Raw genomic sequence first — 16,257 nt, 5'->3', positions numbered from 1 at the left:
CGAGGGAGACGACCCGATGAGCGTCTCCACCGACAACCACGCACCGTCGGCCGTGTCGACCTTCGACGTGCGCGATCCGGCCACCGGCGAGGTGGTCGGAACCTACCCGGTCCACGACCGCCATGCCGTGGACACCGCCGTCGCCGCCGCCCACGAGGCCGCGACCTGGTGGCACGATCTCGGCTTCGCCGGACGCGCTCGGCATCTGGACGCCTGGCGCGCCCAGATCGCCACCGGCCGTAACGAACTGGCCCAGATCATCCACCGGGAAATGGGCAAGCCGGTCTCCGACGCCAAACTGGAGATCGCGATGGCCCTCGAACACTTGCGATGGGCGGCCCGCAACGCCGAGAAGGTGCTCGGCCGTCGCTCCGTGCCGTCGAGCATGCTGACGCTCAACCACGCGGCCACGGTCGAATACCTCCCCCTCGGCGTGGTCGGCGTGATCGGACCGTGGAACTACCCGGTCTTCACTCCGCTCGGCTCCATCTCCTTCGCGCTGGCCGCCGGGAACGCGGTGGTGTTCAAACCCAGCGAATACACCCCCGGCGTCGGGCTGTGGCTCGCGGAGGCATTCGCACGCACCATGCCCGCCGAGCCGGTGCTGCAAGTGATCACCGGGCTCGGCGACACCGGAAACGCTCTGTGCCGCAGCGGCGTCGGCAAAATCGGGTTCACCGGATCCACGGCCACCGGCAAACTCGTCCTCGCGGCGTGCGCGGAGAACCTCACGCCGGTGCTGATGGAGTGCGGCGGCAAGGACGCGTTGATCGTCGACGCCGATGCCGACCTCTCCGCCGCCGCCGGCGCGGCGGTGTGGGGCGGGTTGTCCAACGCGGGGCAGACCTGTCTGGCCGTGGAGCGGGTCTACGTCCACGCCGACGTCTACGACGACTTCCTCGTCGAACTGGTGGCGGCGGCGGGACAGATCGACGCCGGTAGGGCGGATTCGAAGATCGGCCCCATCACGATGCCGAAGCAACTAGCGATCATTCGCCGCCACATCGAGGACGCGGTCGCGCGCGGCGCCCGGGCGGTGCTCGGCGGCCCGGATGCCATCGATCGTCAGTTCGTCCAACCGACCATCCTCGTCGACGTCCCCGAGGACGCGTCCGCGGTGACGGAGGAGACCTTCGGTCCCACCCTGACGGTCACCAAGGTCAGGGACATGGACCAGGCCGTCGAGTTGGTCAACCGCTGCGCCTACGGGCTGGGCGGCACCGTGTTCGCCCGCCGCAACGGGCGCGACATCGCCGACCGCATCCGGGCGGGCGGCATTTCCATCAACGCGTTCGTCGCGCACGCCACCATTCCCGCGCTGCCGCTCGGCGGCGTCGGCGCCTCCGGATTCGGCCGCGTGCACGGGCCGGACGGGCTCAGGGAATTCACCTACGCCAAAGCCACCACGCGCCAGCGTTTCCCGTCCCCGTTGCCGCTCACCTCGTTCCGGCGCGACCACCGCGTGGACATGGTCGTCGACCTGCTCATCGCGGTCCTACACGGAAGGAAGCGCCAGTGACCTCCGATCCGATCGAACACACCCCCATCGCGATCGTCGGCGCGGGTCTGGGCGGCATCGGCCTGGCGATCAAACTCCGCGAGGCCGGATTCGACGATCTGGTGGTCCTCGAACGCGCCGACGACCTCGGCGGCACCTGGCGGGCCAACACCTATCCCGCTTGTGCCTGCGATGTGCCGTCCCACCTCTACAGCTACTCCTTCGCACCCAATCCGGAGTGGTCGCGCACCTATGGACGGCAGCCGGAAATCCTGAACTACATCCGCTCGGTGGCCATCGAACACGATGTCGTCCGCCACATCCGGTTCGGCGCCGAACTGCTCGACGCCCGGTGGGACGAGCAAGGTTCGCTCTGGCGGATCGAGACCTCGCGCGGCACGCTGACCGCGGACTTCCTGCTCTCGGCCACCGGGCTCTTCGCGGAGGCGAAGTATCCCCGGCTGCCCGGCATCGACTCCTTCGCGGGCACGTCCTTCCATTCGCTGCACTGGAACCACGATCACGATCTCAGCGGCGAGCGGGTCGCGGTGATCGGCACCGGCGCCTCGGCGGTGCAGTTCGTGCCGGAGATCCAGCCGAAGGTGGCCCAGCTGCTGCTGTTCCAGCGATCGGCCCCCTGGATCGTCCCGCGCATGGATCGCAGCACCCTCGAACTCGAGCGACGGCTGCTGCGCCGTATCCCGCTGGCGCAGCGCGCCATTCGCGGCGGGTTCTACGCGGCGATCGAGACCTTCGGGCTCATCTCGCTGGTCGATCAGCGCTTCCGGCACCCGTACGAAGCGCTGGGCCGACTGCAATTGCTGCGGCAGGTCCGCGACCGCGAGCTGCGCAAGAAGCTCACCCCCGACTACGTCATCGGCTGCAAACGAGCGATCTTCTCCGACACCTACCTACCGGCACTCGACCAGCCGAACGTCGACGTGGTCACCCAGCCGATCGCCGAGATCCGGCCGCACTCGATTCTGCTGCGCGACGGCAGTGAGCACGCGGTGGATACCCTCATCTTCGGAACCGGTTTCACCTCGATCCCGACCGCCTACGAGCGCTACGTCGGGCGCGACGGGCGAACGCTGGCGCAGCTCTATCGGGAACGACCGCAGAGCTATCTCGGTGTCGCGCTGTCCGGGTTCCCCAATTTCTTCTGCACGCTCGGTCCGTTCGGCGCCGCCGGTAACCAGTCCGCGATCTACATGATCGAATCCCAGATCGCCTACATCGTCGACGCCTTACGCGACGCGCGCTCCCGCGGAACGCGCCGGATCGAGGTGCGACCGGCAGCGCAGGCCGATTTCGTCGCGGAGATGGCTCGCCGCAGTTCGTCGACGGTATGGCTCACGGGCGGATGCCAGAGCTACTACCAGACGCCGGACGGGCTCAATGCCGGTCTCTACCCGAACTGGAGCTTCGAATACCGGCAGCGCACCAGCCGATTCGACACCGCGGCCTACGAGGTGACCCGGTGATCGGCGACATGCTCCGGATCGCCAGGGGGCGGCGCGGATATTCGGTCGCGGGCAGGGCCGTGCTGATCACCGGCGCGGGGCGCGGCATCGGCGGCGAACTGGCGGCGCTGCTGCACCACAAGCAGGCCTCGGTCGTGCTGGTCGATCTCGACCGGGACGCGGTCGACGCGGCAGCCGCCGCATTGGGCGATCGAACCCTCGCCATCGCCGCCGACGTCGCCGACCGCTCGGCGATGCGGGCGGTCATCGACCGGGCCGCCGACCATTTCGGCCGCTTGGACGTGGTGGTGGCCAATGCGGGCGTGGTGCCCCGCCCGGCGACGGTGCGCACGCTCGACGGGCAGGACTTCGACCGGGTGATGGACATCAACCTCACCGGTGTGTTCAACACCGTGCGCCCGGCGCTCGACCACGTCGTCGCCGCCGAAGGTCATGTGGTCGTGGTGTCGTCGTGCGCGGCGTTCGCTCCCGGCATGGCGGGAGCCCCGTACATGATCAGCAAAGCCGCGGTCGAACAGCTGGGTCGGGCGTTGCGGGTGGAACTGGCGCCCTTCGGCGCTTCGGCGGGCATCGCCTATTTCGGCATCGTCGACACCCGGATGACCCACGACACCCTCGATCACGACGAACTCGGCCGTGAGCTGGACGACCTGCTGCCGTGGCCGTTGAACACGCGCATCTCGGCGGCGCAAGCGGCCAGGACCATCGCGGACGGCATCGAGCGTCGCGCCGCGCGCACCATCGCACCGGCAGGGTGGGAGCCCTACGCGCTGCTGCGCGGGGCGGTCAATGTCGTGCTCGACAGCGCACTCGCTCACGACCGCCGCGTGCACGACCTGCTGCGCAAGGTCGAAGCACGCACGACAGCGTCGCCGTATGCCGGTCACGACGGCTCCAGGTCGCCCATCGCATCTCCACTCAGCACGGTCCGGCCGCAGCATGCGCCGTCCGACCCGAAGGAATCCCTCTCGTGAGCACTCCACGCTTCGACACGCTCCCCGCCGCCTTCCAGCACAACGCGGCCGTCGATCCCGACGCGATCGCGCTCCGCACTCCCGGCGACGCCGCCACCCTCACCTGGCGCGAGTACGCGACGCGGGTCCGGCTGATCGCCGCCGGGCTGTCGGGACTGGGCGTCCGGCGCGGCGACACGGTGGCCCTGATGATGTCCAACCGCATCGAGTTCTATCCGCTGGAGGTCGGGGCGCAGCATCTCGGCGCCACCAGTTTCTCCGTGTACAACACCGCGTCGCCGGAGCAGATCGCGTACGTTCTGGACAACGCCGGTGTGCGCGTGCTGATCTGTGAGCCCGGATATGTCGAACAGGTCCGCGCGAGCGGCGTCGAACTCGACCACATCGTCTGCGTCGACGACGCCCCGGAGGGCACTTTGTCGGTCGCTGACGTCATCGCCGCGGGCGAGCGAGACTTCGACTTCGACGCCGCGTGGCGCGCGGTCCAGCCCGATGACGTCGCGACGCTGATCTACACGTCGGGCACCACCGGCGATCCCAAAGGGGTGGAGACCACGCACGCGAACCTAATGTTCGAGTGCTACGCCGTCGATCAGGTGCTTGGCATCCGGTTCGGGGACACCATCACGTCCTACATGCCCACCGCGCACATCGCCGACCGGCTGACCGCGCTGTACTTCCAGGAGGTCTTCGGTACCCAGGTGACCTGCGTCGCCGATCCGACGGGGATCAGCGCCGCCTTGGCCGACCTGCACCCCACGATCTGGGGCGCCGTGCCCCGGGTATGGGAAAAGCTCAAAGCGGCAATCGAATTCGCGGTCGCCAACGAGCCCGGCGAGCAGCGCCAGGCCGCGTTGCGGTGGGCGTTGGCGGTCGCCGCCCAGCGCAGCGCTCATCAATCGGCCGGGGAGGCGGTGCCCGAATCCGTCGCCGCCGAGTGGACACGCGCCGATCGACTCGTCCTGTCCGGGCTGCGCGCGAAACTCGGTCTCGACCGCGTCCGCTGGGCGATGTCCGGCGCCGCGCCGATCCCCGCCGAAACGCTCGGATTCTTCGCCGGGCTCGGGATCCCGATCGCCGAGATCTGGGGCATGTCCGAACTCACCTGCATCTGCAGCGTCAGCCACCCCGGCGACGCCAGACTCGGCACCGTGGGCAAACTGTTGCCCGGCATGCGGGCCAGGATCGCCGACGACGGTGAACTCCACGTCCGCGGCCCGCTCGTGATGAAGGGCTATCGCGGTGAGCCCGGCAAGACCGCCGAGGCCGTCGACTCCGAGGGCTGGCTGAGCACCGGCGACGTGATCACCATCGATGACGCCGGATATCTGAGGGTCGTGGACCGCAAGAAGGAGTTGATCATCAACTCCGCCGGGAAGAACATGTCCCCCACCAACATCGAGAACGCGATCAAGGCGGCGACACCGCTGATCGGGGCGATCGCGGTGATCGGCGACGGCCGCCCCTACAACACCGCGCTCCTCGTCCTCGATGCCGAAACCGCCGGACCGTACGCCGAGCGGCACGACCTGCCCGATTGCTCGGCAGCGGCCTTGTCGGCCGACGCCGGCGTCATCGAGCAGATCGCCGCAGGCATCGCCGCAGGCAATGCGAAGCTCTCGCGGGTGGAGCAAGTCAAGCGGTTCCGCGTCTTGCCCACCTTCTGGGAAGCGGGCGGCGACGAAGTCACCCTTACGATGAAACTCGAGCGCCGGGTGATCGCCGAGAAATACGCCACCGAAATCGCCGGACTCTACGCAACTGACCTCGGCCTGGATGTCCACGAACCCGCCGGGCCTGTCGCCGCCCCGGTTGCCACCGGCTGAGCGAACCGGCGGCTGATCATCGCTCCTTGATCCAGTACATCCCACGACCGGACTCCGCGGGCGCACGCTTTTCGCGTGGCTCGATCCGGTCCAGCCGGTAGCCGAGCCGCCGGGCTACCGCGGCACTGCGGACATTCGCCTCGTCACAGTGGATCTCGACACGGTCGACGCCCGGCAGTGCCAAGGCGATACGGGTCAAGGCAGCTGCGCTGCGAGTGATCACCCCGTGGCCGGAGTGCGCGGTGTGACACCAGTAGCCGATCTCCACAGCTCGCGAGCCGAGCCGATCGTGCAGACCGACCGCGCCGAGCACGCTGCCGTCGGCGGCGAAGATGCCGAAGTTGAAACTGCCTGCGGCGCTGGGCCAGCTCTCGTCCGTCTCCCGGCCGAAAGCGCGTTGACTCTCCAGTGTCGCCGGTTCGGCGAGCCAGTCCATCCAGGGGTGGATCTCGTCGAACGAGGCGTTGATCGCCTCGAGTCGCGGCAGCAGGTCCTCCGGCTGCCATCGCCGTAACAGCAGCTCGTCCAGTTCGATCCGTTCCGGTGGCACGACGCCCGGTGCGAGCGCCGAGCACGGTTCGATGCTCATACCGATATCGTGGCCATCCGGCACGTGACCGTGCAAAGCGATTTCCGGCAGATCCATAGCCGGCCGCACGGGCCGCCGACGTTTCAGGCACCCCGGAGACGAACTTCGGTGTCCAGTTCGGCGGCGGTCTCGGTCAGTGCGGCGGCGTCCGGGTCCCCTCCGATCCGGGCGGCCAGTTCGGCCCGCGACAGGATGAGCATTCCTTGCGGCTCGGACCCGAAGGCACCTTCGATTCTGATCTGCCCTTCCTCGAGGACCAGGTACGCGTCCGGTTGGCCGGTGGCCAGCAACCGGCGTAGATCATCCGCCGTGACTCGGCCGAAACGCTGTGCGCTGCTCGACGACGTGTCTGCTGCATTGGTGTTTTCCGCATCCATGGTGACCGATTGCCCGGGTGATCCCGCGGGAAACCGCTGGTCACCCCGGACCAGCCGGTGGTGTCGCCGCGGCAGCGTCAGGCCAGGGCGAGGATCGAGACGATGGCCGGGCTCGTCAACGCCGGAGCGCCCGCTGCGCGGCATTCACGCCGCACATCCCGTGCGCCCCTGGGCCCGGCGGTGTGGCCGCCGAGCACAGGTAGTGACCCGGCACGCCTACGTCATAGGGCTGCAGGGTCCTACGCGGACCGAACAGCAGCTGTGTGATGTCCTTCGCGCCGGTCATAATGTTGCCGCCCACATAGTTGGGGTTGTATTCGGCGAATTCCGCCGCGCTGCGCACGCTGGTTCCGACTATGCGGTCGCGAAAACCGGGGGCGAAGCGTTCGATCTGGGCGGTGATCTCCGCCGTGGCGTCGCCGGGATAGCCGTGCGGGACATGAGCGTATGCCCAGATCGGATGGATGTCGCCCGCCGAACGTTGCGGATCGGCGAGATATTGCTGCCCCACCAGTACGAAAGGTCGTTCGGGCATGCGACCGCGATGGATCTCGCGTTCGGTGGCGGCGATCTCGGCGAACGTGCCGCCGAGGTGCACCGTCCCCGCCCGGCGCGCCGCCTCCGCCGTCCACGGCACGCCGCCGTGCACCGCGAAGTCGACTTTGCAAGCACCCGGGCCGTAACGAAACTCTTGATACGACTTCCGGATTCGAGGCGGCAGGCGGTCGCCGAGGATCTCCGCGACCGCGGTCGGCGCCAGGTCCCACATGGTCAGTTCCGCCGGCGGCAGATCGGACACCGACCGCACCCGCACGCCCGTTTCGATCTTTCCGCCGAGGTCGCCGAGGGCCGCCGCCATGGCGTCGGTGATCCGTTGCGATCCACCCGCGGCGACCGCCCAGCCGTAGGCGTGGCCCGCGGTGAGGATGCCAAGGCCGATGCTCGCGCTGAGCGGCCGGTGCAGCGGGTGGAAGGCATGCGCGGCGACGCCGCCGAACAACCCCCTCGCCTGCTCGGTGCGGAACAGTCCGGCGAGCAGCGTGGCCGGAACCACGGCGGGAATCCCGAAGCGCGCCAGCCGCACCGGGTGGCGCGGCACACGCAGCAGTGGCCGCATGATGTCGGGGCTCATCCGGTCGTAGCCCGCCGCCGTCCGCTCGAACAGCAGTCGCCACGCACGGCCGTCACCGCCGAGCCCGGCCGCGGTCTCCGCGACCGAGCGCAGCAGCACGCCCGCGGTGCCGTCGTCGAGCGGATGGGCGCAGTCGATCTCCGGCCAGGCCCAGGTCAATCCGTAGCGCTCCAGGTCGAGACCGCGCAGGAAAGGAGAGCCGACCGCCATCGGGTGGATGGCCGAGCAGTGGTCGTGCAGCAGACCGGGCACGATCGCCTCGCCGGTGCGAGTGCCGCCCCCGATCTCGTCGGCGGCCTCCAGCACGGTGACGTCCCAACCGGCTCGGGCCAAGGTGATGGCCGCGGCCAAACCGTTGGGGCCGCCGCCGACCACGACTGCGCTGCTCATGTCGCTCTCCGTCCCTCGTGGCCGACCGTCAGCCGACCGTCTGCGGCGCGAGCACCCGAGTCGATTCCTCCAGCGGCGTCGGCACGGTGTAGCCCGCGCGCCGCCACGTCACCTCGTGCGGGATCGGGCCGTCGGGCAGCCACGGCTGCGCCTCGACCGCGTCGCGCACTCGCCAGGTGCCGCGTTCGACGACGCCGAGCGCCGCGTCGATGACCTGATACTCCTGGACGCCGCGGTGGATCGGCTGCGATTCCACCCACACCACGATCCATTCTCCCGGAGCGAACCCCACTCGGGACTGCACGGCCTCGATCAGGTCCAGATTGTGCAGGTGACCATCGCCGAAGTTGAACCCGATCAGCGAGTTGCAGCCGAATTCCGCTTCCCGCACGGTCCAGCGATCGATATCGGGAATGTGGGTGTACAGCAGGGAGAACAGGCCGCGGCCTTGGCTGTGCATCGAGCGCCACGCGATCGTCTGTTGCATGGTGATCTCCGCGACCTCGGGCGGGTAACCCATCGCACGCAGCTGGTCGATCTGGTTCACGGTGGGCCGGTGCGCGATGGTGTTCAGCTTCTCCTCCGCACCGGGCGCGAAGGCCCACAGGGCCGAGGCCCAGTTGCCCGCGTACTGGCGCATCGACGGCAGGAACGACACCAGATCGGGGCGCAGATTACCGAGGATCGGGAAGAACACCAGCGCCGCGACGATCGCCACGGCCAGCCACGGCGAGGAGATGTCGGCCAGACCGTAGCCGCCCCCGTTGGGGAAGCCCAGGAACAGGAAGATGCTCAGGTAGGCGAACAGGACGTTCCACTCCAACGGCACCGCCAGCGGGAACGTCGAGGTGATGAACGCGTGGAAGACCACCATCAGCACCACTCCGGCCAGGGTCAGCCAGTGGTTGGTGGAGAACAGCAACACCAGCGGCGTGACGATCTCGACGGTCGTGCCTCCGACATGGGCCATGAACGAGGCGACCTTCGACGGCCGGATGTCCCTGGGGAAGTCACGGTAGTGCAGCCGCTTGATCCACTTGGCGGGCACGCCCGGGCTGTTGGAGATCATCGGCGGTACCACGTTGGTGAAGTGCTGCCCGAACTTGGACACGCCCGCTCCGATCCACACCACGCAGATCAGCAACTTGGCGGCGATGATCATGTCGACGAACGGCAGCACCGCGAAGAACACCAATGCGGGCAGGTACTGCTCGCCGCGCGCGGTCAAGAAGATCGTCTTGTCCCGCAAGCCGCACAGTACGTACAACACGATCGGAGCGACGAGCAGCGCGGGATTCACCAGGCCGGAGGTGTTGTCCGGCAGCGCCGCGCTCAGCGAGGCGCTCGGCACGCCGGGCAGCACGATCGCCGCCAGGAGCGTCCCGAGGAACGCCAGGTACAGCAGCACATCCGCCACCGTGCGGGTGTCACCGCCGGTGAACGGCACCCGTCGCCACGGCCGCATGCGAATCGAGCCGGGGCGGGCGTAGAACATGATTCCGCCGGTCATCGGCTTGAACTTGCCCGCGAGCGGCCCCCACGACCCGGCGATGCCGAGCGCCTCGATCAAGACGGTCCACAGCACCAGCTTCTGGTAGACGATCGGCTCGTTCCACCAGGCCGCGACATCCCAGAACGGGCCGACGCCGGAACTCCAGGTCGCCACGGCGACGCCGCCCAGCGCCGAGACCAGCAGAACCTTGAGCAGATAGATCGTGTGGATCATCCTCGGCGAGCCGAAACCGAATTCGACCCAATGCAGGGCCAAAGTTCTCATCCGCTCCCGCAACGGCTGATCGAGGAACGTCGTCACGTCGACGGGCGGGAAATCCGCTGTTTTGAATCCCATTGTTCGGACCTTTCTTATCCGATGAATAAAGCGCATGCGAGGACCCGGCCGAATGCGGTTCGGATCATGGGAGTTCCGCTCACCGCCGAGCGGATTGTTTCTATGTGGTGGTGACGATCGCGTCGGCGACCAGCGCGCGGAGCTTTCGTTTGTCGATTTTGCCGACCGGATTCCGTGGCAGCGCTTCGGTGAGTTCGATCGACACCGGAACCTTCGCGCGGGCGAGAGTTCTCCGGCAGTGCTCGACGAGATCCGCGGCATCGACCCGCGCGCCGGGCATCGTCACCACATGCGCGACCGGTACCTCGCCGAGGACCGGATCGGGCGCCCCCACCACCGCGGCTTCCAGAACGGCGGGATGGGCGTGCAGGACGTTCTCGATCTCCTTGGGATAGATGTTCTCGCCACCCCGGATGATCATGTCCTTGATCCGGTCGACCAGCACCAGGTATCCGTCCGGGTCGAAATAGCCGACGTCACCGGTATGCAGCCAGCCGTCGACCACCGTGTGCGCGGTCGCCTCGGGTCGGCCGAGATAGCCTCGCATCACGTTCGCACCCCGGATGACCACTTCCCCGCTCGTCCCGGCGGGCACGACCCGACCGTCGGCATCCATGATCGCCACGGTCTGCCCTGGCAGTGGCCGCCCGACCGTGCCCGGCTTCCGCGGTCCGCCGGGCGGATTCAGTGTCGACGCGCAGGTACCCTCGGACAGTCCGTAGCCTTCGACGATCGGAACACCGAAACGCGTTTCGAACCGCGCGATCAGTTCCGCGGGCATCGGCGCGGCTCCGCAGATCGCACGGCGCAACGACGACGTGTCCGGCGCCGAACTCTCCGGCTGCGCGACGAGCATCGCGTAGATCGCGGGAACGCCCGAAAAATAGGTCGGACGAACACGTTCCACGATGCCGAAGAACGCCGAAGCCGAGAATCGGCCCGCGATCGTGGCCCGGCCACCGGCGAGCAGCGGCGACAGGACGCTCACCACGATCCCGTTGACGTGGAACAGCGGCAGGATCAGCAAGCTGTGGTCGGTGTCGTTCAATGCCAGTGCCCCGACCAGCATCGCGCACATGGCGGCGATATTGGCGTGGTCGAGCACGACGCCCTTCGGCTGCCCGGTGGTGCCACTGGTGTAGATGATCAGCGCCGCGGCGCTTGGATCCACCTGCGCCGATTCGGGCCCGGCGACCTCGGCGCCCGGTCCGGCCACCTCGGTCACATCCAGCGTCGCACCTTCGCGTCCGCCTTCGGTCACGACCACCTTCGCCCGGCAGTCCTCGACCTGATAACGCACCTCCTCGACGGTCGAATCCGGCTTCACGGGGCTGACCGCGGCACCCAGCCGCCATGCCGCGAAAAGAATGACGACGAATTCGAGTCGATTCGACAATACGACCGCGACGACGTCGCCTTCACGAACGCCATTCGCGTACAGGACGGCTGCGGCCGTACGTACCCGTTTCACGAAAGTCTGATTGTCGAGTTGCTCGCGGTCGTCCGCAATACAGGGGCCGGACGGATTCCAGGTCGCCCTGACCTCCGGAATTTCCACAACGTGCTGCACTTATGTCCTCACCTACTTCGGGGTGACGGGGATTACAATCCAAGTTAGATCGGGTGCGAGAACCCGGCTACGGGCCCGCATCCCAGAGTTTTCGGCGGGCTTTGTGCCGATGGCACAAAAGAAAGCGGAATGCGTCGGAGCCGCCGCGCCGGTTCCGGTACGGTCCCGGCATGAGCGTTGACGTGGACACGACCATCCGCGATGTCGCCGGACGCGTCAAAGCCGATCTGGACCGGCTGACCGCCGAGATGACCACGATGTTCGCCGAGGTGATCCCGGAATTCCGCCACGACGACGAAGTGCGACGGCTGATGATCGCCAGCACCGCGTCCAACCTCACCGCGATCCTCGACATGCTCATGCTGAGCATCTCGCGCGACGACATCACCGTGCCGCCCGCCGCCGCCGAGTACGCTCGCCGGTTCGCCCAGCACGGGATGTCCCTGGAGGCCCTGCTGCGCGCGTACCGCCTCGGCGAACACATGTTCATGCAGCAGACCATCGCCGCGCTCCGGCGTGCCGAGACACCCGCCGATCTCGCCCTGGCGACCACCAGCCGGGTCGCCGTGCTGGTCAACAGCTACATCGACCAGGTCATCGAAGGTGTCATCGACATCTACGAGAGCGAACGACGCCGCTGGGACGCGCGCTCGGACACCACCCGCGCGGCCCAGATCCGCGCGGTGCTCGACACCGAGAACCTCGACGTGGCCTCCGCGGAGGAGATGTTGTCCGCCTCGCTGCGGGGGTGGCATATGGCCGCCGTCCTCTGGGTGCCCGAACCCGGCGCGGCATCGATCGAACTGCTGCGCGCCGGTACGTCGATGCTCGCCACCGCGACCGGCAAACACCCGCTGACGGTCCTGGTCGACGAGCAGAACTGCTGGGCGTGGATATCGTCGGTCGGCAAACCGTCACTGGATGCCGACCGGCTCGAGCGAGAACTGCGCCGCCGCCCGGGAATTCGCGTCGCGATCGGCGATCCCGGCCCCGGACTGGCCGGGTTCCGGCAGACCTTCCGCGATGCCCAGCGCGCTCGTGGCCTCGCGTTGCTCGCCGACCCCGGTCGTCCGCTGACCGTGCACTCCCGGGTGGCGCTGGCGAGCCTGCTCATCGACCATCTGCCCGACACGAGAGCGTGGGTCCATCGGGTGCTCGGCGATCTCATGCGCGACGACGAGACCACCGCTCGTCTGCGCGAGACGGTGCAGACGTATCTGGAGGCCCGCGGCAGCCTCACCGACGCCGCGGCGCGCATGCACGTCCACAAGAACACCGTCCACTACCGGATACGCAGGGCCGAAGAGGTGCTCGGTCATCCGTTGACGGTGAATCGGCTGGAGACCGAGATCGCCCTGATGCTCGCCGAGCAACTCGGCCTCGGCCGCGTGAAGTGAGCCGGGCCGTCGGGTCACGACCGCTGCCGATGCGCGCCACGGCGATTCGCTGTGGCGTGTGAGCCGCGGCGGCCCGATACTTGGAGCAGGTTGGACCGATTCCGAGGTGGGAGATGAAAGTGATCGGGGTGGGCTCGGACGGACTTGTCGCGGCCGGTGATACCTGGGGTATTTCCGGGCCGCAGTTCCTCGCCGTCTATATACCGCTCGTGCTGGTGGCCCTGTTCGTGGGGATCTGGCTGCGATCGCGGGTGACGGGCGCGGATCCGGAAACCGACGCGGTCGCCGCGCCGGGCGCGGAATTGACCTCGCCCGAGCTGGGAATGCTGTACGGCGACCAGAACGCCGTACTCGCGGCGATGGCGCGGTTGCGCGGCGTCGACGCGATCGATTCTGGCGCCGCGCCGGTTCGCGCACTCACCGCGCAGGAGCGTGGGCAGCTGAATCCGTTCACCGTGTCGGTGTACGACCGGCTGGCGGCGGGGCAGCGCAAGACCGTCGGCGCGATCGTCGGCGGGTCGCTCGACGCGCTGCGCACCAGGATGGTCGACCTCGGGTACTTCCCCGGGCCCGACATGCGCCACGGTCTGCGTGACGCGGGCATGCCGCTTCTCGTCACCGGCGCGCTCGGCGTGGTGCGGATCATCGCGGGCGCTTCGCACGGGAACCCGGTCGGGGTGCTGGTGGTGCTGGTGATCGCGCAGGCGCTCGGCTATTGGTTGGTGGTGCGCAAGCCCCGGCTCACCGCGCTGGGTGTGCGTGCCCGGGACGCCGCGTCGGAGCGCAATCGGTATCTGCGGCCCAGCAATTCGCCTTCCTACGCGACCTATGGCGCCGAGAGCGCGGCACTCGCGGCAGCTGTTTTCGGCATCGGTGCGCTCGTCGCGCTCGATCCCGGACTTGCCCAGGCAGTCGCGCCGCCGAGCGCGTCGGGCGGAGGGGACGGCGGGGGCGACAGCGGCGGGGACAGTGGCGGGGACGGAGGCGGATGTGGCGGCGGCTGCGGCGGCGGCTGCGGCGGTTGCGGTGGATGAGCGCCCCGGCCCGCTGCCACCGGACGCGCTCGGTATCGGCTGGCGACCCGAGATCTGCGGGGTGATAGCCGCCTTGGCGGGGCTCGGATTCTGCGAGGTCATCGCGGAGTCGTTACCCCGGGACCCCCGCCACGCCGGGCAGCTCGCCGTCCCCGAGGAACTGGCCGCTCTGCGGGCGCGCGGCGTCGCCGTGGTGCCGCACGGCATCTCGCTGTCGCTCGGCGGCGCGGAGCCGGTCGCGGGCCATCGCGTCGAGCATTTGGCGGCCTGCGCGGCGGCGGTGGCGGCTCCGCTGGTGAGCGAGCACGTCGCTTTCGTACGCGCGGGCGGCCTGGAGGCAGGTCACCTGCTACCGGTACCGCGGACCCGCGAAGCGCTGGACGCACTCACCCGCAATATCGCCCGGACCCAGGCGGCGCTCGACGTCCCGCTCGCGGTGGAGAACATCGCGACGCTGTTCGACTGGCCCGACGACGAATACACCGAAGCGGAATTCCTGTCCGAACTCGTCGAACGCACCGGGGTATGGCTGCTGCTCGATCTCGCGAACGTCTACGCGAACGCCCGCAACCGCGGTCGCGACCCGCTCGCCGAGCTCCTTCGCCTGCCCGCCGAACACGTGGCGTATTGCCACGTCGCGGGCGGTCACGAATCCGGCGGCCGCTATCACGACACCCACACCGACCCGGTTCCCGGCGAAGTTCTCGCGCTCGTGGCGGAATACACCGCGCATCGTCCGGCGCCGATCATGCTGGAGCGCGACGGCAACTATCCGCTCGCGGCCGAATTGCTCGATGAACTGGACGCCATCGCGGCCGCCGTCGACCGCCCGCCGATCACCGCGGGCGCCAGGGCGGTACTGGCGTGAGCGCCGCGTCCCGACCGGCGCGGCCGCCTGACGACGCGACGCTGGCCCAGCGGCAAGCAGCGCTGGTGCGTGCGCTCGTCGCGGGAGCCACGGTGCCGCCCGGATTCGATGCCGAGGCCGTCGGCGCCGCGGCGGAGGCGCTGTTGCGCAAGCGCGCCGGCGAGGTGGCACGCCGTTTCCCGCTGCTGGTGCACGCGTGCGAGGGTGACTTCACCGCCCGTTTCACGGCATGGGCACGGAATCACCCGAAGACGACCACCTCCGCCGACGCCGCCGCCTTCGCGACCGCCACCGGTCTCGACTGGAGGGCCGCACCTCGCCGCCGGGGGGTAACGCGCTGGTTGCGCCGGTGACGCGGATAGACCTGCCTGAGTTCGGACCGGCCCCGGTCTACGAGCGGCGCGCTTCCACCCGGACCGCGGGGTCGGCGGCGTCGCGACGCTCCTCGAGCCACACACTGATCGCCACCGTCACATACGCAGCGACGGTCGCCATCCCCGGCAGCATCAGCATGAGCATGAGAAACGAAAGCATCGAAGACACAAGCCCTCCCGGACAACGCGATGGAAACTGTCGCACCGGTGCGCTGTACTGCGTCACCGTCACGCCCGGCATACCCACGACCGGAGGTCCAATCTCGACCGGGCAGCCCGAGGGGGTGTGATAGATATCACACAAGCAATCTGCCATGTCGTCTGCCCCATGACCGGGACAATCGGCGCTCCGCCGCAACCGTGGTAGACCGGTCACCATGCGGTTGCTCATCATCTCCGATACGCACGTGCCCAAGCGTGCGCGGGATCTGCCGGAGTTGCTCTGGCGCGAGGTCGACGCCGCCGACGCGGTCGTACACGCGGGCGACTGGGTGGAGGCCGCCTTGCTGGACCGCCTGGAGGCACGTAGCGCGCGTCTCGTCGGCGTCTACGGCAACAATGACGGTCCGGAGCTGCGTGCGCGGCTGCCCGAGGTCGCCCGCGCCGAACTCGACGGACTCCGGCTGGCGGTGGTGCACGAAACCGGACCCGCGAAGGGCCGGGAGGAACGCTGCGCCCGGGACTTCCCGGATACCGACGTACTCGTCTTCGGCCACAGCCACATTCCGTGGGACAGCGTCGCGGACAGCGGGTTGCGCTTGCTCAATCCCGGCTCGCCCACCGACCGCCGCCGCCAACCGGAACACACCTATCTCACCGCGCGGATACAGTCCGGGCGGCTGAGCGGGGTAACGCTGCACACCGTTCCGAACCGCTGACCTCTCGGCGCACCGCA

The 16,257-nt window shown here is 68.6% G+C and carries 15 protein-coding genes; 9 read left to right on the top strand and 6 right to left on the bottom strand.

The window, feature by feature from the left end; translation table 11 throughout:
* Nucleotides 1-16 precede the first annotated feature (16 nt).
* Genes ACL03I_RS12785 through fadD11 form a run of 4 tightly spaced genes read left to right on the top strand, consistent with a single transcriptional unit; the run spans nt 17 to nt 5,782 of the window.
* Complete coding sequence (locus ACL03I_RS12785; protein ID WP_412805997.1) at nt 17-1,519, top strand: aldehyde dehydrogenase family protein; 1,503 nt, start codon at nt 17-19, stop codon at nt 1,517-1,519.
* Entirely contained in the window at nt 1,516-2,982 is a 1,467-nt protein-coding gene (locus ACL03I_RS12780; RefSeq protein WP_412805996.1) for a flavin-containing monooxygenase, read from the top strand. The genes ACL03I_RS12785 and ACL03I_RS12780 overlap by 4 nt, the downstream gene beginning before the upstream one ends.
* Before the next feature lie 8 nt (nt 2,983-2,990).
* Complete coding sequence (locus ACL03I_RS12775; RefSeq protein ID WP_412806041.1) at nt 2,991-3,956, top strand: short-chain dehydrogenase/reductase; 966 nt, start codon at nt 2,991-2,993, stop codon at nt 3,954-3,956.
* Nucleotides 3,953-5,782, top strand: a complete 1,830-nt coding sequence (gene fadD11 / locus ACL03I_RS12770; protein WP_412805995.1) for a fatty acid--CoA ligase FadD11 — start codon at nt 3,953-3,955, stop codon at nt 5,780-5,782. The genes ACL03I_RS12775 and fadD11 overlap by 4 nt, the downstream gene beginning before the upstream one ends.
* A 16-nt stretch (nt 5,783-5,798) precedes the next feature.
* On the opposite strand, the gene ACL03I_RS12765 is transcribed toward fadD11, so the two are convergent.
* The 5 genes from ACL03I_RS12765 to ACL03I_RS12745 form a co-directional block, all read right to left on the bottom strand.
* Complete coding sequence (locus ACL03I_RS12765; protein ID WP_355075402.1) at nt 5,799-6,371, bottom strand: GNAT family N-acetyltransferase; 573 nt, start codon at nt 6,369-6,371, stop codon at nt 5,799-5,801.
* 83 nt (nt 6,372-6,454) lie between these two features.
* Nucleotides 6,455-6,748: a hypothetical protein gene (locus ACL03I_RS12760; RefSeq protein ID WP_412805994.1), complete on the bottom strand. Its 294-nt coding sequence runs from the start codon at nt 6,746-6,748 to the stop codon at nt 6,455-6,457.
* Between the two features lie 115 nt (nt 6,749-6,863).
* Complete coding sequence (locus ACL03I_RS12755; protein WP_355075399.1) at nt 6,864-8,270, bottom strand: phytoene desaturase family protein; 1,407 nt, start codon at nt 8,268-8,270, stop codon at nt 6,864-6,866.
* A 28-nt stretch (nt 8,271-8,298) separates the two neighbouring features.
* Nucleotides 8,299-10,119: a DUF3556 domain-containing protein gene (locus ACL03I_RS12750; RefSeq protein ID WP_412805993.1), complete on the bottom strand. Its 1,821-nt coding sequence runs from the start codon at nt 10,117-10,119 to the stop codon at nt 8,299-8,301.
* A gap of 100 nt (nt 10,120-10,219) precedes the next feature.
* Nucleotides 10,220-11,689 (bottom strand): class I adenylate-forming enzyme family protein, encoded by a 1,470-nt coding sequence (locus tag ACL03I_RS12745; RefSeq protein ID WP_355075395.1) that lies wholly within the window; start codon nt 11,687-11,689, stop codon nt 10,220-10,222.
* 170 nt (nt 11,690-11,859) lie between these two features.
* Between ACL03I_RS12745 and ACL03I_RS12740 the strand changes: the two genes are divergently transcribed.
* From ACL03I_RS12740 to ACL03I_RS12725, 4 genes are all read left to right on the top strand, one after another.
* The gene (locus ACL03I_RS12740; RefSeq protein ID WP_412805992.1) at nt 11,860-13,086 is read left to right on the top strand and encodes a PucR family transcriptional regulator; all 1,227 of its coding nucleotides are present in this window, start codon (nt 11,860-11,862) and stop codon (nt 13,084-13,086) included.
* Between the two features lie 113 nt (nt 13,087-13,199).
* A complete protein-coding gene (locus tag ACL03I_RS12735) occupies nt 13,200-14,120 on the top strand; it encodes a TIGR04222 domain-containing membrane protein (protein WP_412805991.1) in 921 nt (306 codons plus the stop codon).
* Between the two features lie 13 nt (nt 14,121-14,133).
* Nucleotides 14,134-14,988, top strand: a complete 855-nt coding sequence (locus ACL03I_RS12730) for an MbnB/TglH/ChrH family RiPP precursor modification enzyme (RefSeq protein ID WP_412806040.1) — start codon at nt 14,134-14,136, stop codon at nt 14,986-14,988.
* Complete coding sequence (locus tag ACL03I_RS12725; RefSeq protein ID WP_355075388.1) at nt 14,985-15,341, top strand: hypothetical protein; 357 nt, start codon at nt 14,985-14,987, stop codon at nt 15,339-15,341. Before ACL03I_RS12730 ends, ACL03I_RS12725 begins: the two co-directional genes overlap by 4 nt.
* 37 nt (nt 15,342-15,378) lie before the next feature.
* Here the strand turns inward: ACL03I_RS12725 and ACL03I_RS12720 are convergent, their stop codons facing one another.
* Nucleotides 15,379-15,531: a hypothetical protein gene (locus ACL03I_RS12720; protein ID WP_355075386.1), complete on the bottom strand. Its 153-nt coding sequence runs from the start codon at nt 15,529-15,531 to the stop codon at nt 15,379-15,381.
* Nucleotides 15,532-15,739: 208 nt separating this feature from the next.
* On the opposite strand from ACL03I_RS12720, the gene ACL03I_RS12715 reads away from it, so the two are divergent.
* Entirely contained in the window at nt 15,740-16,240 is a 501-nt protein-coding gene (locus ACL03I_RS12715) for a metallophosphoesterase family protein (protein ID WP_412805990.1), read from the top strand.
* Nucleotides 16,241-16,257 lie beyond the last annotated feature (17 nt).

Source organism: Nocardia sichangensis (assembly GCF_047200615.1).
Classification (GTDB): domain Bacteria; phylum Actinomycetota; class Actinomycetes; order Mycobacteriales; family Mycobacteriaceae; genus Nocardia; species Nocardia sichangensis.
This window is presented reverse-complemented; position numbering and strand designations above follow the sequence as displayed.

Bases quoted from the DNA above. Each gene is read 5' to 3' on its own strand.
- ACL03I_RS12735 (WP_412805991.1), top strand. From the start codon at position 13,200: ATGAAAGTGATCGGGGTGGGCTCGGACGGACTTGTCGCGGCCGGTGAT.
- ACL03I_RS12750 (WP_412805993.1), bottom strand. From the start codon at position 10,119: ATGGGATTCAAAACAGCGGATTTCCCGCCCGTCGACGTGACGACGTTC.
- ACL03I_RS12715 (WP_412805990.1), top strand. From the start codon at position 15,740: ATGCGGTTGCTCATCATCTCCGATACGCACGTGCCCAAGCGTGCGCGG.
- ACL03I_RS12775 (WP_412806041.1), top strand. From the start codon at position 2,991: ATGCTCCGGATCGCCAGGGGGCGGCGCGGATATTCGGTCGCGGGCAGG.
- ACL03I_RS12755 (WP_355075399.1), bottom strand. From the start codon at position 8,270: ATGAGCAGCGCAGTCGTGGTCGGCGGCGGCCCCAACGGTTTGGCCGCG.
- ACL03I_RS12765 (WP_355075402.1), bottom strand. From the start codon at position 6,371: ATGAGCATCGAACCGTGCTCGGCGCTCGCACCGGGCGTCGTGCCACCG.
- ACL03I_RS12740 (WP_412805992.1), top strand. From the start codon at position 11,860: ATGAGCGTTGACGTGGACACGACCATCCGCGATGTCGCCGGACGCGTC.
- ACL03I_RS12785 (WP_412805997.1), top strand. From the start codon at position 17: ATGAGCGTCTCCACCGACAACCACGCACCGTCGGCCGTGTCGACCTTC.
- ACL03I_RS12760 (WP_412805994.1), bottom strand. From the start codon at position 6,748: ATGGATGCGGAAAACACCAATGCAGCAGACACGTCGTCGAGCAGCGCA.